General features: G+C 40.3%; 18 protein-coding genes and 3 pseudogenes. 16 read left to right on the top strand and 5 right to left on the bottom strand.

Annotated elements, in window-relative coordinates:
* Positions 1 to 11: 11 nt before the first annotated feature.
* A complete protein-coding gene (locus JCM19033_RS19010) occupies positions 12 to 368 on the bottom strand; it encodes a hypothetical protein (protein WP_054637486.1) in 357 nt (118 codons plus the stop codon).
* A gap of 595 nt (positions 369 to 963) precedes the next feature.
* Here JCM19033_RS19010 and JCM19033_RS19005 point away from each other — a divergent pair.
* From JCM19033_RS19005 to JCM19033_RS18995, 3 genes and pseudogenes are all read left to right on the top strand, one after another.
* A pseudogene (locus JCM19033_RS19005) lies at positions 964 to 1,791 on the top strand (sulfite exporter TauE/SafE family protein).
* A 23-nt stretch (positions 1,792 to 1,814) separates the two neighbouring features.
* A complete protein-coding gene (locus tag JCM19033_RS19000) occupies positions 1,815 to 2,954 on the top strand; it encodes a Zn-dependent hydrolase (protein WP_269758399.1) in 1,140 nt (379 codons plus the stop codon).
* A 455-nt stretch (positions 2,955 to 3,409) separates the two neighbouring features.
* Positions 3,410 to 4,306, top strand: coding sequence for an AEC family transporter (locus JCM19033_RS18995; RefSeq protein ID WP_054637485.1), 897 nt, complete (start codon positions 3,410 to 3,412; stop codon positions 4,304 to 4,306).
* A gap of 147 nt (positions 4,307 to 4,453) precedes the next feature.
* On the opposite strand, the gene JCM19033_RS18990 is transcribed toward JCM19033_RS18995, so the two are convergent.
* On the bottom strand, positions 4,454 to 4,654 hold the full coding sequence (locus JCM19033_RS18990) for a cold-shock protein (protein WP_054637484.1): 201 nt from the start codon (positions 4,652 to 4,654) through the stop codon (positions 4,454 to 4,456).
* A gap of 252 nt (positions 4,655 to 4,906) precedes the next feature.
* Here JCM19033_RS18990 and JCM19033_RS18985 point away from each other — a divergent pair, with 252 nt between their 5' ends.
* The 7 genes from JCM19033_RS18985 to JCM19033_RS18960 all read left to right on the top strand — a co-directional run bounded on the left by JCM19033_RS18985 (position 4,907) and on the right by JCM19033_RS18960 (position 11,794).
* Positions 4,907 to 6,361, top strand: coding sequence for a sensor histidine kinase (locus JCM19033_RS18985; protein ID WP_269758398.1), 1,455 nt, complete (start codon positions 4,907 to 4,909; stop codon positions 6,359 to 6,361).
* Positions 6,361 to 6,558 carry a hypothetical protein gene (locus JCM19033_RS26600; protein WP_269758397.1) on the top strand — a complete coding sequence of 66 codons (198 nt, stop codon included), beginning with the start codon at positions 6,361 to 6,363 and terminating at the stop codon, positions 6,556 to 6,558. The genes JCM19033_RS18985 and JCM19033_RS26600 overlap by 1 nt, the downstream gene beginning before the upstream one ends.
* The gene (locus JCM19033_RS18980; protein ID WP_054637483.1) at positions 6,555 to 7,259 is read left to right on the top strand and encodes a response regulator; all 705 of its coding nucleotides are present in this window, start codon (positions 6,555 to 6,557) and stop codon (positions 7,257 to 7,259) included. The genes JCM19033_RS26600 and JCM19033_RS18980 overlap by 4 nt, the downstream gene beginning before the upstream one ends.
* Positions 7,260 to 7,372: 113 nt before the next feature.
* Positions 7,373 to 8,446: a tripartite tricarboxylate transporter substrate binding protein gene (locus tag JCM19033_RS18975; RefSeq protein WP_054637482.1), complete on the top strand. Its 1,074-nt coding sequence runs from the start codon at positions 7,373 to 7,375 to the stop codon at positions 8,444 to 8,446.
* Between the two features lie 173 nt (positions 8,447 to 8,619).
* Positions 8,620 to 9,189, top strand: coding sequence for a tripartite tricarboxylate transporter TctB family protein (locus JCM19033_RS18970; protein ID WP_054637481.1), 570 nt, complete (start codon positions 8,620 to 8,622; stop codon positions 9,187 to 9,189).
* A gap of 39 nt (positions 9,190 to 9,228) precedes the next feature.
* Positions 9,229 to 10,713 carry a tripartite tricarboxylate transporter permease gene (locus tag JCM19033_RS18965; RefSeq protein ID WP_157049976.1) on the top strand — a complete coding sequence of 495 codons (1,485 nt, stop codon included), beginning with the start codon at positions 9,229 to 9,231 and terminating at the stop codon, positions 10,711 to 10,713.
* A gap of 55 nt (positions 10,714 to 10,768) precedes the next feature.
* The gene (locus tag JCM19033_RS18960; RefSeq protein ID WP_054637479.1) at positions 10,769 to 11,794 is read left to right on the top strand and encodes an AbrB family transcriptional regulator; all 1,026 of its coding nucleotides are present in this window, start codon (positions 10,769 to 10,771) and stop codon (positions 11,792 to 11,794) included.
* A 39-nt stretch (positions 11,795 to 11,833) separates the two neighbouring features.
* On the opposite strand, the gene JCM19033_RS18955 is transcribed toward JCM19033_RS18960, so the two are convergent.
* The gene (locus JCM19033_RS18955; RefSeq protein ID WP_054637478.1) at positions 11,834 to 13,273 is read right to left on the bottom strand and encodes a carbon starvation protein A; all 1,440 of its coding nucleotides are present in this window, start codon (positions 13,271 to 13,273) and stop codon (positions 11,834 to 11,836) included.
* A 201-nt stretch (positions 13,274 to 13,474) separates the two neighbouring features.
* Between JCM19033_RS18955 and JCM19033_RS18950 the strand changes: the two genes are divergently transcribed.
* Complete coding sequence (locus tag JCM19033_RS18950) at positions 13,475 to 13,864, top strand: DUF4064 domain-containing protein (RefSeq protein ID WP_054637477.1); 390 nt, start codon at positions 13,475 to 13,477, stop codon at positions 13,862 to 13,864.
* 460 nt (positions 13,865 to 14,324) lie between these two features.
* On the opposite strand, the gene JCM19033_RS18940 is transcribed toward JCM19033_RS18950, so the two are convergent.
* Positions 14,325 to 15,017 (bottom strand): SIMPL domain-containing protein, encoded by a 693-nt coding sequence (locus JCM19033_RS18940; protein WP_054637475.1) that lies wholly within the window; start codon positions 15,015 to 15,017, stop codon positions 14,325 to 14,327.
* Between the two features lie 202 nt (positions 15,018 to 15,219).
* On the opposite strand from JCM19033_RS18940, the pseudogene JCM19033_RS18935 reads away from it, so the two are divergent.
* Positions 15,220 to 17,422 (top strand): annotated as a pseudogene (locus JCM19033_RS18935) (DNA topoisomerase III).
* A gap of 23 nt (positions 17,423 to 17,445) precedes the next feature.
* Positions 17,446 to 18,591, top strand: coding sequence for a DEAD/DEAH box helicase (locus JCM19033_RS18930; RefSeq protein WP_157049972.1), 1,146 nt, complete (start codon positions 17,446 to 17,448; stop codon positions 18,589 to 18,591).
* Positions 18,592 to 18,641: 50 nt separating this feature from the next.
* Here the strand turns inward: JCM19033_RS18930 and sda are convergent, their stop codons facing one another.
* On the bottom strand, positions 18,642 to 18,812 hold the full coding sequence (gene sda / locus JCM19033_RS18925) for a sporulation histidine kinase inhibitor Sda (RefSeq protein WP_198153575.1): 171 nt from the start codon (positions 18,810 to 18,812) through the stop codon (positions 18,642 to 18,644).
* Positions 18,813 to 19,127: 315 nt separating this feature from the next.
* On the opposite strand from sda, the pseudogene JCM19033_RS18920 reads away from it, so the two are divergent.
* The 3 genes and pseudogenes from JCM19033_RS18920 (at position 19,128) to JCM19033_RS18915 (ending at position 21,974) form a co-directional block, all read left to right on the top strand.
* Positions 19,128 to 20,229: pseudogene (locus JCM19033_RS18920) on the top strand (fatty acid desaturase).
* 294 nt (positions 20,230 to 20,523) lie between these two features.
* Positions 20,524 to 20,793 carry a DEAD/DEAH box helicase gene (locus JCM19033_RS27700; protein WP_306301402.1) on the top strand — a complete coding sequence of 90 codons (270 nt, stop codon included), beginning with the start codon at positions 20,524 to 20,526 and terminating at the stop codon, positions 20,791 to 20,793.
* Positions 20,694 to 21,974 (top strand): DEAD/DEAH box helicase, encoded by a 1,281-nt coding sequence (locus JCM19033_RS18915; RefSeq protein WP_306301405.1) that lies wholly within the window; start codon positions 20,694 to 20,696, stop codon positions 21,972 to 21,974. Before JCM19033_RS27700 ends, JCM19033_RS18915 begins: the two co-directional genes overlap by 100 nt.
* Positions 21,975 to 21,990 lie beyond the last annotated feature (16 nt).

Below are 21,990 nucleotides of genomic sequence, written 5' to 3'. Positions count from 1 at the left end.
GTAGAAACGCCTTACCATTCCCGGGAACTAGCCAGATATGTGCTTTTTTCTACTTTGCTTGGGATAATTTGATTCTCTTTGACTTCACCCAGTGAGAAGGAAGGCCATTCATCCGCAAATGAAGAATCTCCTTTAATTAAATTAGAAGCAACAACTCTTTTTTCAAGCTTTGGCTTTTTAAAAAAAGATTTATAATGAACCTCCCACTTTTGAAAGTTGTATGGATAGTAAAGGGGAATAATTCTTTCAGTTATCCATTTCTTGTTTTCAAGTTTTTCAGCATGTAAGTGATGGGCCTTATAAACAGGTATAATGATCGATGACTTGCTCATTGTGGTTTTTGACAGGCTCCCTTCACATGTGGTCATTGTTTTCACCCCTAATATTTAATGATTATCATTTTAGTTCACTCATTTCCCCACTGTGTATTTCACGCCTTAGCGTCCGTATCCATAATCGTTGACCTCCGTATGGTATATGATTAAATTGAATTATCTAGATGTCATTGGTTAACACTTGTCCAACCTCTATGCATCTAGGTCATTTGCAATGCTTGTAACAAGCTTTTTTGCAAAAAGTACCCCCCTGAGATATGCATACGCATTCAAAAAAGGCAAATGGAAGATATGAGTTTTAAACTTTCAGTTTTGCTTTGTTTATGCAACGGTAGGAGATATTAAAACACAGTCACACTTTTGAATACGCATTCAAAAACACAGATTAATTGTAACCGCTTCAATTTTTGGTGTCAACTAAATATTCTGAAAAAATTATAAAACAGTCAAGGTACATTTAATTCAAAAAATTGAAGTGATTAGAATTACATGATTGAGAATCAATAGGTCAAACAAAACGAAATCTAAATCTTTAAATCATTTGCAAAAAAGTTAAAATGCATCCAATATAGAAAGAAACGAAAAAAATGGTGACTTTCCCATTATAAAGACAGGAAGTGTATGATTGATGGCAATGATAATTATCTTATTACTTATCGGACTGCTGGCAGGAGTGTTGGCAAGTCTTGTAGGTATTGGGGGAGGGCTGATTATTGTACCAGCACTCCTTTTTTAGGTACATATACATTGATTATTCCCGAAATAAGTCCTCAGCTGGCTGTAGGAACGTCAATGGTCGTTGTATTAGCAACAGGACTTTCTTCTACCCTGGCTTACATGAAGCAAAAAAAAGTTGATTACAAAAGCGGCCTTTATTTTTTATGGGCAGCGGCCCTGGGGCAATTCTTGGGGCGTATGTGAATAGTTTTTTTGATTTTGAAGGCTTTTCTATTATTTTTGGATTTTTTATTTTAGGAATATCCATTCTCCTGATGCTTCGTCATCGCTTAAAGCCTTTCCCACTCAAACAGTCCATCCAAAGGGAATGGGAAAGTGATACAGGAGAAAAAACTATATATGGATACAGCTTAAAAGTAGCGATACCTATTGCTTTTTTGTTGGGGGAGTATCAGGGTTGTTTGGTATTGGCGGCGGAACAATTATGGTTCCGGTAATGATTATGATTTTTCTTTTCCCTCCTCACGTTGCTGTGGCTACATCCATGTTTATGATCTTTCTTTCCGCGATTACTGGTTCAATTACCCATGTGGCAATGGGTAATGTTGAATGGCTTTACGTCTTTCTTTTAACCGCGGGAGCATGGGTTGGAGCAAAAATAGGAGCAAACCTTAATCAAAGACTTAACAGTGAGTCCATTGTTTTTCTTCTCAGACTGGTCCTCATTCTTGTTGCCCTAAGACTGATATGGGAAGGATCGGCTCCTTTTTTTACATAATATTTATCTAGGGAGAGAGTAAAATGACTTCTTTAAAAGAAAGGCTTCTAACAGATCTTTACAATTGTGGTAGTTATCCTGGTGTGAATGCAGAAGTACTTGCTTCCAGGCTTTCTGAAATGGCTCAGATTGGAGGCCTTCCTAATAGGGGAGTTTCCAGATATGTCTACACGGAAGAAGAAAAAGAAGCAAAGGAATTGTTTAAGAGCTGGCTTGAAGATATAGGGGGACTCGTTTGGGAAGATTCAGTCGGAAATATGATCGCCAGGTTTGAAGGGGAGAATCCAGAAATGCCTGTTGTTATGACGGGGTCTCATCTGGATACCGTTCCTGAAGGTGGAGCATTTGATGGGGCTTTGGGGTGCATAAGCTCGCTAATGGCTGTAGAAGCACTTAGAAATTCTGATAAGAAACATATCCGTCCTATAGAAATTGTCGTTTTTGCAGATGAGGAAGGAACTCGTTTCGGAAGTGGCCTTCTTGGCAGCCGAGCGATGATTGGAGAAGTTTCGAAGGAGGAGCTTCATCAAGTAAAAGACAACAAAGGAATTACAATTTATGAGGCGATGGAGGATATGGGCTTTATGCCTGCCAAAGTTGAAGAAAGCAAGTACCCGGAAAACAGTATTCACGCTTTCATCGAACTCCACATTGAACAAGGAAAACAGCTGGAGTATAACCAGGAAAAAATCGGTATCGTAAACGGTATCGCTGGTCCTTCCTGGCAAACTGTAACCTTTTATGGAGAAACAGACCACGCTGGAAATACACCAATGAATTTAAGAAAAGATACTGTAGCAGCCGCAGGGGAATTGATTACTGAAATAGAAAAAGTGCCTGCAGCAGTGAGCGACTCTGCTGTAGCGACTGTGGGTAAGGTTCATGTACTTCCTAACGGTTCGAATGTAATTTCCGGCCAGACAGAATTGACTATAGATATTAGAGATATAAAGGAAGAGGCTCGTAATGAGGTAATTGCAAGAGTGAAAAATATAGCTGAAGCCATTGCTGAAAATAGAGAATTAGAGATGGAATGGAAGACGCTCCTTACACTCCCTCCTGTCCCTCTTTCAAAGAATATTCAAAGGATTACAGAGGAAGCGGCCCAAAGACATGGTCTTGCTTACCGTCTGCTTCCAAGCGGAGCAGGGCATGATGCATGAATATTGGGAAAAAGGTTTCCGCAGGTATGATCTTTGTTCCAAGCAAAGCAGGGAAAAGTCATAGTCCAGAAGAGTTTACCAACCTAAGTGACTGCTGGATGGAATAGCAGTACTAAAAGATACGATAGAATACCTGGCAAATGAGTAATTTGTCACTCATACATATGAGGTCTTTCGTAGGTGCAAATGAATATGATGAAAAAAGAGTAACCCATTAAGTCAAGTCAGCTCCATTGTTGATTAACTTCAGTTAACATACCTGTAAAAACAGCAGCAAAAGGACCATAGTGAGCAGTTTTTGCTTACGAGGAAGGTAAAGCTCAGGCCACGGTATACGGTGGGCCGAATGAAGTCTAGATTGAATGGTTGTTGTAATTGTTCCTTTAATGAATGATTGCAGCTGAAAAAGCCTTTAGGGCAGCCCCTTTACACTACAGACAAGGAGTGAGGGAGTTTTGGAGATATTTATAGAAGTGCTGCTCCCAATTGCTCTTATATTTATGGGAGGGTATTTACTACAGAAAAAGCAGGTTCTGGAAATTAGGTCTATTTCTGCGGTGGCATTATACATATTAACACCAGCATTAGTATTCAGGACGTTTTACACAACAGTGCCTGACCGCAATTACTTAATTATTGTGGTTTTCTCCATTGTCTTTTTGGTGATTATGCTTCTTTGTAATTTCATTGTCGCCAAAATATATAAATGGGACAGTAAAACGGTAAGTGGGATGAACCTTGCGACAATATTTACAAACGCAGGAAATTACGGAGCTCCCCTTATTCTTTTTGCCTTTGGGGAAGAAGCCTTTGCCTTTGCTGTTATTTATATGGTTGTTCAGTCTTTGCTTATGAATACATTTGGTGTTTATGTAGCTAATAGGAGTAATATGGATGCAAGGGGAGCTATACGGATTTCTTTAAAAATGCCAGTTATGTATGCCTTGTTCCTTGGGTTAGCTCTGCAATACTTAAATATTCAAATGGGAGATTCCTATTTAGGTGCAATTGATTTATTAGCTGATTCAGCAATCCCGGTGGTAATGGTTATCCTGGGGATGCAGTTGGCGACAATATCGGTGAAAAGCTTTCAGTGGGCCCTAGTGGGGTATGGCACCATACTGCGTTTAGTGCTATCTCCAATAATTGCTTACGTACTTACGTTGATGATGCCAGCCAGTCCAACGCTTGCTGCTGTGCTGATCGTTTCTGCATCTATGCCTTCAGCTGCAACGACAGCTATGCTGGCAGTGCAATTTGATGCAAACCCGAAACTTGTTTCATCCATTACATTGGTTACCACCGTTTTAAGTGTACCATCTTTGTGGATCCTTCTATCCTTGCTCCAATGAATACTTCTTAAGGGCTCCAGAAAAAGCCACCGCTCTAGAAGCGGTGGCTTTTTCAGTCATTTTATTAATCTGGTCTGTTTATTCTGAAAAGAAAACTGTATACGCAATAAAAAAAGGACTCTGACGAGTCCCTTTTAATATATGCTATTACGCTTTTTGAACGTTAGCAGCTTGTGGTCCACGGTTACCTTCAACGATTTCGAAGCTAACTTGTTGGCCTTCTTCCAAAGTTTTGAAGCCTTCCTCTTGAATAGCAGAGAAGTGTACGAATACGTCGTCTGCACCTTCACGCTCGATAAAACCAAAACCTTTTTCTGCATTAAACCATTTAACTGTACCTTGTTCCATGTGAATAAATCCTCCTATATGTGCGGATTGCCGCACGCATTATTACTATCTTGCATTACTTTCAAGAGAAAAAACTTCATCTTTACATCGCAACGAGTCAAGATAATTAATTACATCTTATCATGGTATTTTCCAGAATGCAAACTAATTTAGAAAAAAATAAAATTTATGTTTGGTAGGAAATATGTCATAATAGTGACAAAAGATTGAAAAAAGACTGAAAAAAGATAACTGATACAGGGAGGAAGCACCATGAAAAATTTCAACTTAACTCCTCTCTGGAAACCCCAGTTGAGTCTCCTGCAAAAAATGATTTTATTAACAAGTTCATTAATTTTAATTACGATATTACTTATGGGGTACTATTATCATCAGCAATATTCCCAATATGTCGAACAACATATGGGCAACAGGGCGTTAAGTGTTGCTCAAAGTGTGGCGATGATTCCGGAATTACGTTCAGCTTTTAATGAACATTCTCCTGAAGAAATAATTCAGCCAATTGCTGAGGATATTAGAGAGGAAGTCGGCGCTCAATTTATAGTCGTTGGGAACACGGACAGTATAAGGTATTCTCATCCTATTGAGGAACGGATTGGCCAAAAAATGGTCGGCGGCGATAACGATCCAGCTTTATTACACGGGGAATCGTATGTGTCTCAGGCTGAAGGATCACTAGGCCTTTCCATAAGAGGGAAGGTTCCTGTACTTTCAGATGAAGGCGCTGTCATTGGAGTTGTTTCGGTTGGTTTTTTAGAGGACGAGGTGCAGGTGACTGCTCAAGAGTATATCTCGGACACATGGATTTTGTTAGCGATGATCACTTTTGGAGGGTTAGCTGGTTCTGTTCTAATTTCTTACCATGTCAAACGATCGATTCATGGATTGGAGCCGGCGGAGATTGGCCGCATGTTTGAGGAAAAAGAAGCTATTCTCCAGTCGATCCATGAGGGCATTATAGCAGTTAATGAGCAAGGGACAGTTACAATGATAAATCAAACAGCGATGGAGTATTTATCCGATAAAAAAAACCAAAAAGACGTGATAGGGGCACCCATTCAAGAAATTATAAAAAATACAGGCTTAATAGAAGTTCTGGCTACAGGAAGAGCCCATTTTAACAAAGAGCTGTGGCTACAGGATCATCATCTGGTTGTAAATAGAGTTCCTATCAAAAGCCAGAATAAAGTACTAGGAGCTGTCTCTACTTTCCGTAATAAAACTGAGATAATGGAGCTTTCAAGAGAGTTATCAAAGGTAAGAGAGTATGCAGAAGGCCTTAGAGCGCAAACCCATGAGTTTTCTAACAAGCTTTATACAATTTCTGGCCTTCTCCAGCTTGGAAAGGTCCCTGAAGCTATTGAATTAATTGATCAAGAAAGTAAAACTCAACAGGGATGGCTTCACTTCTTCATCGAGAATGTAACCGATTCAATGGTAAGCGCTGTTTTATTAGGGAAAATGAACAGGGCTCATGAATTAGGAATCACTTTTTCTGTTGATAAATACAGCCAGCTGTCCTCTGTCTTAACAGATAAACAACGAGAAGCCTTGATTACTATTCTTGGAAATTTGATAGAAAACGCTTGTGAATCCTTGCTTGAAAATGATAAGAAAAATCGTTTAATTCATGTATCATTTACTGATTTGGGAGAAGAAATTGTATTTGAAATAGAAGACAGCGGCCCAGGGTTTCCCCTCTTATAATGGAAAAGATTTTCATGGAAGGGTACTCTACGAAAAGTGATAAACATAGAGGGATTGGCTTAGCCCTAACCATGAAGGCCATTAATAATTTAGGGGGAATGGTTACATTAGAAAAAAGTGAGTTGGGGGGAGCTTGTTTTATTGTATCTATTCCAAAGGCTGAACCTGGAAGAATAGAAAGAGAGGGGTATAGATGACAGCAGATAGTTACACGGTATTGATAGTAGAAGATGATTTCAGGATAGCAGAGATAAATAAAGCTTTTGTAGAACGGGTCCCGGGATTTAAGGTAGCCGGCATGACGAGGAGTGGAGTAGAAACTAGTGAGTTTTTAAAAGAAATTGACTATGAAATAGATGTCATATTATTAGATGTGTTTATTCCTGATGTAGAAGGTTTGGAATTAATGTGGATGCTAAGGGAAAAGTACCGTCAAACGGAAATTATAATGATGACTGCCGCCAAAGAAGCCAATACAATTCAGGAAGCATTAAAAGGAGGAATCTTCGATTATATTATAAAACCGGTGAATGCAGAAAGACTGGAGAAGACCCTGGTTCGTCTTAAAAACAAGAGAAAGTTTTTCACAAAAAAAGAAGAATTGGACCAGGAAATTGTAGATGGTTTGATAGGAGGAGGAACTGCATCTGCTGTAGCGTCAGTACAGCAGACCACCCTACCGAAAGGAATAGACCGACTGACTTTGGAAAAAGTTTACGCATCTTTAGAGAAAATGGGTGCTGAAGGAGCCACTGCAGTGACAGTTGCAAAGGATATTGGAGCCAGCAGGTCTACTGCCAGAAGATACTTAGAGTATATGATTTCAACAGAAAAAGCTCACGTCCAGGTCACTTATGGAGAAGTGGGTAGGCCAGAACGAAGGTATGTCTTCTCGTAAACAAAATGAACAAAAAGAGAATAAAGAACTAATTGAAGATTATTTGGATAATCTTCAATTTTTTTATTTTCAGATATCATTGGTGAAGAAATATATAAAAGGGGTGAAACAAGGTGAGTAAAATTTGTAAGCGCTTTAACTTAATTGCTATTTTAGCTATCTTAACAGTCCTGTTATTAGCCGCCTGTGGTGACGGCGATGAACAAGCAGGAGGAGACGAAGCAGATAATGGAAATGGTGAGTCTGCTGCCAATGACACTGAAGAAGAGGTAGATGAAGATTGGGAGCCAACCAGTAATGTTGAGTATATTGCACCCGCAGATGCCGGAGGAGGCTGGGACACCTTAATACGTACCACGGCCCAGGTGATTGATGAGGAAGATTTAGCGCCAGTGAATTTTGCGCCAGTAAACGTACCTGGAAGCGGGGGCGCGGTCGCATGGGCTGAAATAGCAGCTCAGGCGGAGAGTGATGACCTACTGTTTGCAGCAAGTCCGCCGATTATCTTAGTGCCATTGAGCGGGACTTCACAATACGATCATAATGACTTTACGCCAGTTTCTCGTTTAATCACGGATTATTCAATTGTCCTTGTCAGAAATGATTCTGAATTTGAGTCTATTCAAGATGTTTTCGATGCAATTGAAGAAGATCCAGGATCTGTAAGTGTAGGAGGAGGCTCTTCAGCTGGAAGTATGGACCATATCTCCTTTGCCGGTGCTGCCTCTGAAGCAGGGTTGAATGCAGGTGATGTTAACTACGTGCCGTTTGATGGCGGTGGGGAGGCTATGACTAACCTTTTAGGAGGACACGTTGATGTGGTGTCTACTGGTGTAGGGGAAGCGATGGGACAAGTGGAAGCAGGCGAGCTTCGTCCGATTGCCGTATCCTCAGAAGAGCCTCTTGATAGTATGCCTGACGCTGAAACCTATATCGACCAGGGTATCGATTATACGTTTGATATTTGGAGAGGAATCATGGGGCCGCCAGAAATGCCGGCTAGCGCCGTAGCATACTACGAAAATATGTATGCAGAAATGCTGGAAACGGAGTCCTGGGAGGAAACAAGAGAAAGTCATGGGTGGATTGACGCCTATCAGGACAGCAATGAGTTTGGTGAATTCTTAGATGAGCAATATGAGCAATTTGAGGATGTCCTTACCGATATTGGCATCGTAGAAGAGTAATTATTAAAAACTACTAAATAAAAAGAGGGTGGGTGGCAGGACCTTAGTCTTTCAATTCACCCTCTTTTTTAATCAACCAATAGACGATTTGAGTCAACTGCATAGAGTGTAAACCGAAATGACAGAAAGTGAATAAAAAGTAACGCACCTAGGAGCAGAGAGGTGGTGGAAAGATGTTTAAGACTTTAAGGGCAAACCAGGTAATAGCAATTATTCTTTTTATTTTATCAATCGGCTATACTTTTTACGCTTTTCAAATACCAATTTATCCCATACCTCGACCAGTAGATGCAGATTTGTTTCCAAAAGTACTAGGTTTCACTATGCTGTTTCTTTCCGTCTTATTATTTTTTGAAAAGGACAAAGGAGATATACCTCAGGAAGAAACAGAAGATGAAACCCAGGAAACAAAAGACCTGGGAAAGGATGGGGAGGATTCGGTAAGCGATAAAACAGAGGAAAATGTTACAACACCAACCCAAGATCAGTCTGAATCCTGGTGGATGCATCCAAAAGTACAAGTGGTTGTGACGATAACCGGTGTCCTTTTGTACATTTTTCTTTTAGAATTAGCGGGATTTGTTCTGACCACAATGCTATTTATTTTTCTTATGACACTATATTACGGATATAGAAAACACCTAATTAACTTTATTGTTGCTATAAGTGTCAGCATTGGATTTTATTTTATATTAACAAGAGCACTGGGTGTATTTTTGCCGCCTGGTTTTCTGCCGTTTTAGAAAGGAGGTGCTTGATCAGTGGAAGCTTTTGATTTACTTATGTATGGTTTTAGTGTAGCACTTCAGCCGGAAAATTTAATGTTTGTGTTTATCGGGGTAATAGCGGGGACGGTAATAGGAATGCTCCCAGGGCTTGGACCTATTAGTGCTCTAGCACTGATGATTCCTATCACTTACGGGTTAGATCCAGCCTCAGGATTAATTCTGATGGCAGGTGTGTATTATGGAGCTATTTTTGGTGGTTCTACCTCCTCTATATTATTAAATGCTCCAGGTGTTGCAGGGACGGTTGCAACGTCCTTTGATGGCTACCCTTTATCAAAGCAGGGGAAAGCAGGAAAGGCTCTCGCCCTTGCTGCCTATGCATCCTTTATTGGGGGAACGATCAGTGTGGTAGGCTTAATGTTTATTGCTCCCCTATTATCCACCGTGGCTGTTGCTTTCGGGCCTACAGAGTATTTTGCTTTAATGGTCCTTGGTTTGACTGCAGTGGTTAGCCTATCCGATAAGTCGGTTGTTAAAGGCCTAATTGCAGCAGTTTTTGGAGTCATGGTAGCAATCATAGGTATTGATCGCCAGACAGGAACTCCAAGATATACTTTTGATAATGTAAGATTGTTAGAGGGAATTGACTTTTTAATTGTTGCTTTAGGTGTATTTGCTTTAGCAGAAGTTTTTGTTATGCTTCTTCGAGGAGGAAAAGCAAAAAAGCAAAATCATTTAGGTTCTCTAAAACTCTCTAAAAAAGAGGTAAAGGAAATTTCCGGACCAATCGGAAGAAGTTCCATTTTAGGTTTCTTTACAGGAGTTTTGCCAGGAGCAGGAGCAACAATAGGTTCATTTCTTGGCTATAGTATGGAAAAACGAATTGCAAAAGATGGTCATACGTTTGGAAAAGGAAACATTAAGGGTGTAGCAGCACCAGAGGCTGCAAATAATGCTGCATCAGGTGGTTCCTTTGTCCCGCTTCTTACCTTAGGGGTCCCAGGTTCAGGAACCACAGCTATATTACTCGGAGCCCTTCTTGTCATGGGAGTTACACCAGGACCATTAATGCTCGAAGACAGGCCAGATGTTTTCTGGGGTGTTATCGCCAGTATGTATATAGGAAACATCGTTCTCCTGATTCTAAATTTACCGTTAATACCTTTTATTTCAAAAATACTCAATTTACCAAGAGCTATGCTATTATCACTTATTGTAGTATTTTGTATGATAGGGGTGTATGGACTCAGCTTTAGTACGTTTGACCTTACTCTTGTACTAATTTTCGGTGTGATCGGTTTGTTTATGAGACTTTACGAGTTTCCGGCAGCACCTCTGATTCTAGCACTGATATTAGGATCAATTATGGAAGAAAATATGAGAAGAGCATTACAGATTTCAAACGGGGACTGGGCAATATTTACTGCAAAACCTATTTCTTTAGCTCTTCTAAGTCTGGCTGCTATTTCTTCTTTTTGCACCTATTTGTTATACGTTTTATTAAGTATCTTAAGAACCGGAAGTAAGAGTCACTATTAAAGTGGCTCTTTTTACGCGGAAACACTGTGTTTGGAAGGTAAAGAGGGTGAGCACTATGATATGGCAGCAAATCATATATATAATCCTTGCACTTATTGCAGGAGGGTTTTTTTCATATTTAGGGATTCCCGCTGGATGGCTGCTCGGGTCCCTTCTTTTCGGAATCATAATTGGCCTCATTTTTAAAAAGCTGCCATTTGAAGGCCTTCCTTTTCAAATGGCTCTAGCAATGGTTGGGACAAGTATAGGCTTTATGATGGAAAGAGAACTGTTTTTCACTTTACATATTTATTTATTTCCATTGTTAGTAACGCTTAGCTTGACCTTGGCTGCAGGTCTTTTATTCGGGTGGCTGATGTATAAATGGACAGACTTGGATATATTAACAGCCTTTTTTTGTTGTGTCCCCGGGGGAGCATCAGAAGTGATCAGTGTCAGCAGGGAATACGGAGCAGATGACCGTATCGTTGCAGCTTTTCACACAGCGAGAATAACCTTCTTTGTCCTTGTCATACCATTTGCAGCTGGTATCTTTTACCCTGTAATAGAAACAGAAGCTCAAGTAAATGGGTCTTATACGAATCTTACTTTACTCCTTCCTATTCTATTTGTTGTCATTTCTCTTTCTATTATCCTGAATCGAAAGGTTAAAATCCCCGCGGGAGCTCTTTTGTATTCTATATTTATCGGTTTTCTAGTAAGTGAGTTTCTGATCCCCCTTGAATCGCCCTCTTACATAGCAGGCATTGGCCAAGGTCTGATTGGGGCCATGATTGGGATTAGATTTGATAAGGTTACGCTTCATCGCCTAAAGTTGATTGGCCTTCCAAGTGTGGGGGTCATTCAGTTATTTTTTCTGTTTAGTTTGTGTCTGGCACTCATTTTCTTTCTCCTTACACCGCTTCCTTATATGACTAGTCTTTTGAGCACCGTTCCGGCAGGGGCCGCTGAGATGGCTTCCACGGCTTTTGCACTGCAGCTTGAACCAACACTTGTTTCAAGTCTTCACGTGATCAGAGTGATGGTGTTGTTCTTGGTCCTTCCCTTCCTTTTGAAGATCATACTAAAGATTGCTAAATAAAAAGATCTGTCCCAAATCAATGGGAGCAGATCTTTTTCTCTATGCCGCTGATGTATACGAATCTTGTGAGCGGTTTTTCCTGTTGGATATAATTTTGCGGATGTACCATATGCAGACGAAAACGGTAATGACTGCACCAATTACGAGAGATACATAATAATCCATATTCAAGCCTTCCGGTGCGTAAAACACATAGGTAGAGACCATTCCGGTCATAAATAAGGCAGGGATACCGGTAATCCAGTGCAGCTTGTTATTAGTAAGAAGGTACATGGTGGCTGTCCAAAGCATAATGGTTGCTACTGTCTGATTTGTAAACCCGACATATCTCCATAGAAATGTATAATCAATGGTAGACAGCAGGAAACATGGAATGGTGACAGGGATGGTCGCAAGAACCACTTTCCATTTTCCTGATAAATTTTTAAAGAGAGAACTAAAAAGCTCGGTAAGCATCATACGCGAAGAACGTAAAGCCGTATCCCCGGTCGTGATTGGCAAAATGATAACGCCAAGAATAGCTAATATTCCACCAAGTGTTCCAAGAAGACTGGTTGAAATTTCATTTACAATCCCAGCTGGTCCTCCTGCAGCAAAGGCTTCTTGGAGTCCGCCTGTGTTACCAAAAAAGGTCATGGCAGCTGCAGCCCAAATCATTGCAATAATTCCTTCTGCAATCATTGCTCCGTAGAAAACTTTTCTTCCATCTGATTCTTTTTTTAGAGTCCTTGCAATAATGGGACTCTGGGTGCTGTGGAATCCTGAGATTGCCCCGCAGGAAATAGTAACCATTAACAAAGGCCAAATTGGCAGATCCTGAGGATGCAGATTGCTGACAGTAAGGTTTGGAATCTGATGTTCAGAGAAAAGTAATGCGATGGCAATGGAAACAGCCATAAAGATCAGAATGCCTCCAAACACCGGGTACACCTTACCGATAATGCGGTTAACCGGAAGTACCGCAGCAAGTAGAAAGTATGCAAAAATAATAATAATGGCAGTTAAGAAAGTAAGAGGAGTGAGCTCAGCAATTAATTGGGCCGGCCCGGCTGTAAAGGCAGCGGCTACTAAAATCATAAGGACAATAGAAACAATATTTATTGCTGATTGCATGGTCTTTCCTAAATAACGTCCAACAAGTGTAGGGAATTGAGCCCCTTTGTGCCTTAATGAAAGCATTCCGGAAAAGTAATCATGGACAGCTCCGGCGAATATACATCCAATGACGATCCAAATAAAAGCAACAGGACCATAAAGAGCCCCTGTAACGGCTCCAAAAATGGGTCCAAGACCTGCTATGTTCAATAGCTGAATTAAGCTGCCTTTCCACCAGCTCATAGGCACATAATCCATATTATCGTTTTTTGTATAGGCTGGAGTCTCGTTTTTATCATTTATTCCAAAAACTTTTTCCACGAACTTAGAATAAAATATATATCCAACGACCAGCAAAATGATAGCGAGCAAAAAGGTAAGCATGTTTTGTTCCTCCTGTTGTGTAACGAGCTAAAGATAATTGATATTTTAACGCGGTAAACTAATAAAAACAACATTTTTCAGAAAAAATATTTTATTAAATAAATTTAAAGAAATGGAAAGAATAATAGAAATATTGGTATAGTTGAAACCAATAGGGTTTCTCGGCGTATGTTTTACATGGATAGGCAAAGGAGGATCATTATGAAAAGAACAGGTGAAGTAACATTAGGAATCATTGGAGTGGTTTTAAGCGGATTGGTTTCCATTCTGGGTTTCACATTAACTACCTTTATGGACTCTCAAGAGTTTCAACAGCAGTTGTCTCAAGAAATGGCTCAAGACCCAGCTATGGGAACGGAAGAAGTAAACATGGTTATAGGTATGCTTGGAACATTTGGCTGGGCGATAATTATTTCCAGTATTTTAGGCGCAGTTCTGGGAATCATTGCTGTTATTAATATCAGAGGAGGAAAAAGGAGAATTCTTGCTGGGATATTATTTTTGATAACTGCAGTGATTGTTGGAATTGGAACGCTTGGGTTTGCTTTTGTACCTGCAATATTATTTCTGATAGCAGGAATAATGCTCTAGTGAGAAAACCTAAGCCGCCAGAAAACGAACCAGTGTATTAATAAAAATGAAATTTACGGATATAGATGAAATAGGCTGTTCCCATGGGAACAGCCTATTTGTATTCTTCTGAATGCATGGGGGAAGAACGTATCTTATAAGAAATATTTTTTTCTATTATAATGATATCCTCCCTCGGAATTCCAAAATACCTGGAAGCGGATTCCACAGGAGGAGCAGTAAGGGAGAGGAGTTCCAGGTAGTGCTCATAGCAAAAGCTTCTTTTTTTCAAAGCAAGTTTTGCTTCTTGCATATAGAGATAGACTTCCCTTTCGCGCCATGAAAGCTTAAGCAGTATTTCATTTTTGTGCAAAGTCGCCCCTCCTTTTCATCTATTAAAAATATACTTTAATCAGAAAGAGGAGGGGGAATATTTACTGAAATAAAATAAAGTTTACACAGCTTTAAAGTACCTTCCTTTTTACACGCGAGGGGATTTTCTTTGCAAAATATTTTGCTCCCCCTGGTTAAAGTAAGTGTAAGAAGCTTCAACTGAAGCTGGAATCTGCAGTAATCCAGGCTGCACAGGAGTTGGAACTCCTTCTTGAGCCATAAACATTCCTTGACGAGGGAAAGGTGAAATACCGACAGGCAGCTCTCGAACGTGATTAGGGATTCTTGAAAGAGTAACTTGTATGGTATCAGCAAGTATCGCGGCCTTTTCTGAAGCGTTACTCATCGCAAGAGATAGTGCTTCAAGATAATAGGGTGTTTGATCAGCTAAGGAAAAATTAATACTGGAAATATAATTTGCTCCCTGCGAGACAGCGGCATCAACAAGCAAACCGGCTGCTTCTATATCATCAGAGCTAACCTCCAGCAAATGGGTAACCTGATATCCGCGTAAGACTTGTACGTTGTCTACGAATTCATACATAGGCAAAACTGTTAATTGTATCGTTTGTATATTTTCTTCCGCTATGCCCAGTTCAAGGAAAGATTGCGTTACAGCGGCTATAATGTCTGCATTCTCCCTTTGAGCTTGCTCAAGGCTCACATCTTCGGTGATCGCTCCTGCCTGAATGTTGACCCGGTCTGGAGGAGCGGTAATGACTGCACTTCCGTTTACTGTGATGAGCCGTTTATTTACTGGCTTAGTGAAAGCAGGCTTCATGCCAGCACCTCCTTTTGATTGCATTTACAGTGTATTAAGGAATATAAAAAAAGATGCTGAAAACAATGGACAAAGACATGAAGTTTCATGGCAAGCCCCTTGAATGATAAGGATGCGAGGGGTAAGATACATAGAGCATATCTGATAAACAAAGACCATAAAAGTTTTTATCGTTAATAAGATTGGAAATGAGGAAACAATGATGACGAAAGCGCTCGTATTAGCAGAAAAACCTTCAGTGGGAAGAGATATCGCAAGAGTATTAAATTGTGATAAAAAAGGAAATGGCTATTTTGAGGGAAAGGATCATATTGTTACCTGGGCCTTAGGACACCTGGTGACATTAGCCGACCCTGAAGCTTATGGAGAAAAGTATAGAACCTGGAATCTTGATGACCTGCCAATGCTTCCCCCTTCATTAAAGCTTGTGGTTATAAAAAAGAGCGGAAAGCAATTTCAGACTGTGAAAACGCAAATGAACCGTAAGGATGTAAACAAGATCATTATCGCTACAGATGCAGGAAGAGAAGGAGAGCTCGTAGCAAGGTGGATCATTGAAAAATCCAAAACGAAAAAGCCTTTAAAGCGTTTGTGGATTTCTTCTGTCACCGATAAGGCGATCAAAAATGGGTTTAACAGCTTAAAAGATGGAAAGCAATTTGAAGATCTATATGCTTCCGCTGTTGCCCGGTCTGAGGCCGATTGGTATGTTGGCATGAATGCTACTCGTGCTTTAACTACAAAATTTAACGCACAGCTTTCTTGTGGAAGAGTCCAAACCCCTACATTAGCAATGATTGCTAAAAAGGAAGAGGAGATTCGAGCATTCACTCCTAAAAGCTATTACGGCATTACAGTGTTAACAGACAATCAATTCACTTTATCCTGGTCTGACCCTAATAATGGTGAGACAAGAATCTTCCATAAAGAGAAAGCAGAGAAAGTGATAAAAGAAATCCAGGGAAAGAAAGCTTTGATCACTGATATTCAGGTATCTTCGAAGAAGAGCCATGCTCCACAGCTCTATGACTTAACAGAGCTTCAAAGAGATGCCAACAAAGTGTTCGGGTACTCAGCTAAAGAAACCTTATCCATTATGCAAAGGCTGTATGAACACTACAAAGTGCTTACGTATCCTCGTACGGATTCAAGACATCTTTCTTCAGATATTGTGGAAACCTTAAGGGAGAGGTTGAAGGCATGCAGCGTGAAGCCGTACGCTAAATATGTCAATATCCTTTTACAAAGCCCGATTAAGACGAATAAATCTTTTGTAGATGACTCTAGGGTTTCAGACCACCATGCTATTATTCCAACAGAGGAACCACCCTTTGTGGATGAGTTCACTGCTAAAGAAAGAAACATTTATGATTTAGTTGTAAGAAGGTTTATCTCAGTATTTTTCCCACCTCATGAAAAGGAAATTACAACTGTGAAAGCGGCAATTAATAACGAAAATTTTGTTGGGAAAGAAGCAAAAGTGACAGCTCAGGGGTGGAAGAAAGTGTATGAGGATGTGCCCGGTACCACGAAGGGAGAAACAATCTCCTCTCACAACGTATCTTCTCTGAAAAAAGGGGAGCTTCTTCCTCTGCTTAAGGTCACAAAAACAGAGGGAGAAACAAACCCCCCTTCTCCATTTAATGAAGGAACACTGCTGTCAGCAATGGAAAATCCGGCACATTACATGGCAGGAGAAGACAAACAGCTGCTTAAAACATTAGGGAAAACAGGTGGCATTGGAACCGTAGCTACCAGAGCTGATATTATTGAAAAACTATTAAACAGTTTTTTAATCGAAAAGAAAGGAAAAGACCTAGTGCTTACTTCAAAAGGCAGGCAGCTTCTAGAGTTAGTGCCGGAGGAATTAAGGTCGCCTGCGTTGACTGCGGAATGGGAATTGAAGCTGGAAGATATCACAAAAGGAAAGCTTCCAAAGGAAACCTTTATTAATGAAATGAAAAGTTATGCTGGCAGCGTAGTTAAAGAAATTAAAAAAAGCGATAAGAAATTCAAGCACGACAATATGACGGGCAGCAAATGCCCGGAATGTGGAAAGTTTTTGCTTGAAGTGAAAGGCAAGAAAGGAAAAATGCATGTCTGTCAGGACCGGGACTGCGGGTATAAAAAGAACGTGGCGAAAGTGACAAACGCAAGGTGTCCAAATTGCCGGAAGAAGCTTGAATTGAGAGGAGAAGGTGAAGGGCAGATCTTTGTCTGCAGATGCGGTCACAAGGAAAAATTGTCAGCCTTTAATAAAAAGAAAGCAAAAAGAGAAAAACAGCAAAGCTTCAAAAGGAGACGTTAATAAATATCTGAAGAAGCAGCAGAAGAAAGAAGAGGAATTTACAAATCCAGCTTTGGCAGATGCATTAGCTAAGCTTAATTTAAACAAAGACAAGTAGTATGGAAAAGAAAGGAAACAACTATGGACGACAAACAAAGTATAACATGGCCTTTATTGGAAAAGACTTCCCCTTTTATTCAGAATGCATGGAAGGAAGCGGGATTTAATGCTCCGACCAAAGTTCAGGAACGAGCCGTTCCTTCCCTCTTGGAAGGGCAGAATATGGTTGTTGAAGCACCAACCGGAACAGGAAAGACCATCGCATATCTTATCCCTCTGTTACAAAAAATAGATCCTGAGATGAAAAATACACAGGCAGTGATTATTGCTCCAAGCCGGGAGCTTGTGATGCAAGTTCTTGAAGAGCTAAATCAATGGACAAAAGGGAGCGGTATTGAGGGGGCAGCTTTCATAGGCGGGGCTAATATTAAACGCCAAATTGATAAATTAAAGAAAACTGTGCATGTAGCGGTAGGGACTCCTGGGAGGGTACTGGAACTGATTGAGCTTAAAAAGCTGAAAATGCATAAAGTATCTACTCTGGTATTAGATGAGGGAGATCAATTGATCACTCAGGAACACGAAAAGTCGCTGCAAAAGATCAGGAAAGCCTCCCTAAAAGATACACAAATTCTGTTTACCTCTGCCACCATCTCAACGGGGACAGCCAAAAAGGCTAAGGAGCTGTTAGGAGAAGCAGAAGAGCTAAGAATTAGTAAAGGAAAAGAAGAGGTTGAAAAGGTCAATCATATCTATTTTGTATGTGAACAAAGAGAGAAAATTGATATTCTTCGCCGGTATATAAGGACGGAAAATATTAGAGCATTAACCTTTGTAAACAACGTAGAGCAGTTAACAGAAATGAGCGATAAGCTCGCTTACAGAGGGGTCTCAACAGAAGCTTTGCATGGGGATTCAAACAAGGATGAACGAAAAAATGCGATTACACGCTTTCGTAATGGAGAGACGACCCTGCTGCTGGCTACAGATGTAGCAGCTCGTGGGCTGGATATCAAGGAACTTTCACATGTTATTCAGCTTGACCTGCCTAGAAATGCAGACCAGTATTCACACCGTGCCGGCAGGACAGGGAGAGCGGGGGCAAGTGGTACGGTTGTATCGTTAGTAACGAAAAGAGAAGAACAGGATTTAAAGAAAATAAGCAGCAGGCTCAAAATTAAAGTTGTAAGAAAGAAGCTTTACAAGGGAAACATCGTGGATGAATAAAGAGGTATGAAAAAAGGAAGAGGGCTTTTCGGGTAGATGGAGGGGGAGCTCTACATAAGCTTCCCCTCTTGTTTAAATTTGGGTGCAGAAGATAATTTACAGCTTTGATTAAGCAATATATCCCTGCGATCAGCCTCCTGTTTTAATAAGTGGATAAAGTTTGAATCTAAATTCAAAGCTAAAGCTTTAAAAAGTGCGTCTAACAGGGTTTCATCTTTCATATATGTCATATATTTCTCACCTTATTTTCAGGATTTTTAAATTTCATTTCTATAATTTACCATGATGGACGGATGAGGACAAGTTCTTCCCTTTTCTATTTACAAGGTTAATGAAAGGGGTACTGGCTTTTTGACAGGTACTGCCACGGTTGCTTCTCTTGAGAATGAAAATCTTCTTTCGTCTTTTTCCCTATTGGTACCTGGTAATAACAATTGGTTGTAAATCTTAATTAATGTGGTATACTTTGGAGGTATGAGGGATAATAGTATAAACTACTACAATTTATCAATAGCTTGTTTAGGAAAGGACAATGAATGAATCAATATAAAACGTTTGGGTGGTACGCTGCCCGTGTGACTCCGCATTTACCTAAAAAGGCATTTAAACCAGTTCCCATGAGATTGTTTGGAGGCCTGGCATATCTTTTAATCAGCATTGCCGGCATTATGACCATTAGTCTTTATGATATGAATTTATGGATTTATTTAATGATTTCTGGAGTGTTAGGTGCATGTTTTGCCGCGATGGGTTTCTTGGGACATGAAATCTCCATGGAACGGTTGTAAGAAATAAAAGGCTTAGCAGTTTATTAGGCGCTGTCGCTTTTTGGCCGTTAACTACGGGACCAAGACTCTGGAAAAAATGGCATAACATTGAGCATCACCGTCATACTCAGGATGAACACAAGGACCCGGATGCCTGGTTTACGGTAGAAGCTTACAACAAAAGTAAGCTAATACGCTTAATTTACCGTCTTCCTTTTGTCGTCCGTGCTTTTTTCAGCATGCTTTCATTAGCTGTTACTTTCACAGCACATTCCATCAAAATGTTTTTTTCTTATATAAAGGATTTCAAACCTGGCAAACAACCAGCAGTATGGCTTCAGTTTGTTTTACCATGGGCGAGCTGGATCGGGTTATTGTTATGGATAGGACCTTTGAAGTGGCTGTTTGCATTTGTCATACCTGTTCTTATTGCAAATGCTATTGTGATGGCATATATTTCTACAAATCACAGGCTGAACCTTTAGTGCCTGTGAATGATCCACTGGCGAACAGCTTAACGGTGACCGTTCCAAAATGGGTGGATGTTCTTCACTTTAATTTTTCTTATCATACAGAACATCACTTATTCCCAGGTGTTAACCCTAAATATTACCCGCTGGTAAAAGCAAAAATTAAGGAAATGTGGCCAGAACGTTATCACGAAATGCCTATGCAAAAAGCATTGGCCCTTCTATGGAAAACACCACGTGTTTATTTTGAAAAAGATGAACTGATCGACCCGAAAAAGGCGGTGGTGTACGGGTCTTTAGGAAATGGGTTAAACGGGTTGGCTCTTCCAAGCAAACAGGATAAGAATTCATCACCCGGATCCTTGAAGGCTCAGAAGAATAAAGAAAAGAAAGCCCAGTGATAAACAGGAGTTTCTTCCTGTTTATTTTTTCTTTTAGATAGTAAGTAACGTTATATGCTTATATCGATTGTTTTTGGGCACTCTAATGATAAGTGCAGAAAGCATCTTATAAGGAAAGAAGTAGCATTGCAATACAATATGTGGTAAAGTTGATTGGTTCGTTAAAAAATAGAAATTCACACATATACCTTTTGGTAGGTTGAGGATATGAATACACGAAGAAGTATTTTTAAGGTTCATCATAACGGGGATATCCTATAGTGAAATATAAATGATTAAAGGAGATAGATGTTATTGACATTATTTAAAGAGTTAAATTTAGATCAACAAATTCTTCGAGCAGTTGAACAAATGGGGTTTACTGAAGCTACACCGATTCAGGAAAAAGTTATCCCTTTTGTTAAAGAAGGAAAAGATCTTATAGGTCAGGCCCAAACGGTACAGGGAAAACAGCAGCGTTTGGGATTCCGCTTCTTGAAAACATTGATACAGAAGAAAAGGTTACACAGGGCCTGGTGCTGGCTCCTACCCGGGAACTTGCCAATCAGGTTGCTGAAGAGTTAAATAAGCTCGGTCGTTTTAAAGGAATAGAAGCTTTACCTATTTACGGAGGACAAGAAATTGGCCGACAGATTAAAGCTTTAAAGCGCAGACCGCAAATTATTGTGGCAACACCAGGACGTTTTATGGATCACATGAGAAGAAAAACTATCCGTCCACAGACCTTGAAAATGATTGTATTGGACGAAGCTGATGAAATGCTGAGCATGGGCTTTATTGAAGATATTGAAACCATTTTGGCTGAAGTTCCAAAAGAAAGGCAGACCCTTCTTTTTTCAGCAACCATGCCAAAGAGATTACAATCCGTTACGAAAAATTTCATGAAAGACCCTGAAGTGGTCGCTATTAAAAGCAAGGGCCTCACTGTATCCAGTATCGAACAGCGTTATATTGAAGTTCCTGAAAAACAAAAGCTTGATACGCTCAGGTATTTGCTTGATATTGATCCTCCTGAACTCTCCATTATCTTTGGCCGGACAAAGAGAAGAGTTGATGAGTTATCAGAAGCTCTCAGCCAGGTTGGCTACGCTGTAGAAGGCATTCATGGTGACTTAAGGCAAGAAAGACGTGATAAAGTACTTCGTAAATTTAAAAAAGGCACTATAAATATTCTGGTGGCAACTGACGTGGCGGCAAGAGGGCTAGACGTAACTGGCGTCACCCATGTTTATAATTTTGACCTGCCACAGGACTCTGAAAGCTATGTCCACCGTATTGGCAGAACAGGCCGTGCAGGGGAAAAAGGAGTGGCATTTACTTTTGTTACCCCTCGTGAAATGGAACATTTAAAAGACATTGAGGCGACTACAAAAAGTAAAATGAAGCGTCAAAGTCTTCCAACCTACGCGGAAGCAATGGCAGGCCGTTACCAGCAGGCAATTGACCAACTAAGAGAAACTGTCCGAAAAGGCGGGTATGAGGACCTGGATGAAGCAGCAAAAGGACTGCTTGATGAATACGGTGCTGAAACACTCGTAGCTGCTGCGTTAAAAATGGCAACGAAGGAACCGGACGACAAAAACATCAAGCTGACAGAAGAAGCCTCCTTGCGGCCGAAGAAAAGCTCTTTCAGAGGTAAAAGTGGAAATAACAAAGGTAACAAAGGCGGCAGAGGGAGAAATAATAAATTTTCGTTTGATAAGCAAGGACGTAAAGGCGGCCGAGACCGCAAAGCAAGACGATAATAAAGCATAAGTAAAA

This window comes from Thalassobacillus sp. C254 (genome assembly GCF_001310615.1).
This window is presented reverse-complemented; position numbering and strand designations above follow the sequence as displayed.

Bases quoted from the DNA above. Each gene is read 5' to 3' on its own strand.
- JCM19033_RS18985 (WP_269758398.1), top strand. From the start codon at position 4,907: ATGAAAAATTTCAACTTAACTCCTCTCTGGAAACCCCAGTTGAGTCTC.
- JCM19033_RS18940 (WP_054637475.1), bottom strand. From the start codon at position 15,017: ATGAAGCCTGCTTTCACTAAGCCAGTAAATAAACGGCTCATCACAGTA.
- JCM19033_RS19000 (WP_269758399.1), top strand. From the start codon at position 1,815: ATGACTTCTTTAAAAGAAAGGCTTCTAACAGATCTTTACAATTGTGGT.
- JCM19033_RS19010 (WP_054637486.1), bottom strand. From the start codon at position 368: ATGACCACATGTGAAGGGAGCCTGTCAAAAACCACAATGAGCAAGTCA.
- JCM19033_RS18950 (WP_054637477.1), top strand. From the start codon at position 13,475: ATGAAAAGAACAGGTGAAGTAACATTAGGAATCATTGGAGTGGTTTTA.
- JCM19033_RS18955 (WP_054637478.1), bottom strand. From the start codon at position 13,273: ATGCTTACCTTTTTGCTCGCTATCATTTTGCTGGTCGTTGGATATATA.
- JCM19033_RS26600 (WP_269758397.1), top strand. From the start codon at position 6,361: ATGGAAAAGATTTTCATGGAAGGGTACTCTACGAAAAGTGATAAACAT.
- JCM19033_RS18965 (WP_157049976.1), top strand. From the start codon at position 9,229: ATGTATGGTTTTAGTGTAGCACTTCAGCCGGAAAATTTAATGTTTGTG.
- JCM19033_RS18970 (WP_054637481.1), top strand. From the start codon at position 8,620: ATGTTTAAGACTTTAAGGGCAAACCAGGTAATAGCAATTATTCTTTTT.
- JCM19033_RS18980 (WP_054637483.1), top strand. From the start codon at position 6,555: ATGACAGCAGATAGTTACACGGTATTGATAGTAGAAGATGATTTCAGG.
- JCM19033_RS18930 (WP_157049972.1), top strand. From the start codon at position 17,446: ATGGACGACAAACAAAGTATAACATGGCCTTTATTGGAAAAGACTTCC.
- sda (WP_198153575.1), bottom strand. From the start codon at position 18,812: ATGAAAGATGAAACCCTGTTAGACGCACTTTTTAAAGCTTTAGCTTTG.
- JCM19033_RS18990 (WP_054637484.1), bottom strand. From the start codon at position 4,654: ATGGAACAAGGTACAGTTAAATGGTTTAATGCAGAAAAAGGTTTTGGT.
- JCM19033_RS18960 (WP_054637479.1), top strand. From the start codon at position 10,769: ATGATATGGCAGCAAATCATATATATAATCCTTGCACTTATTGCAGGA.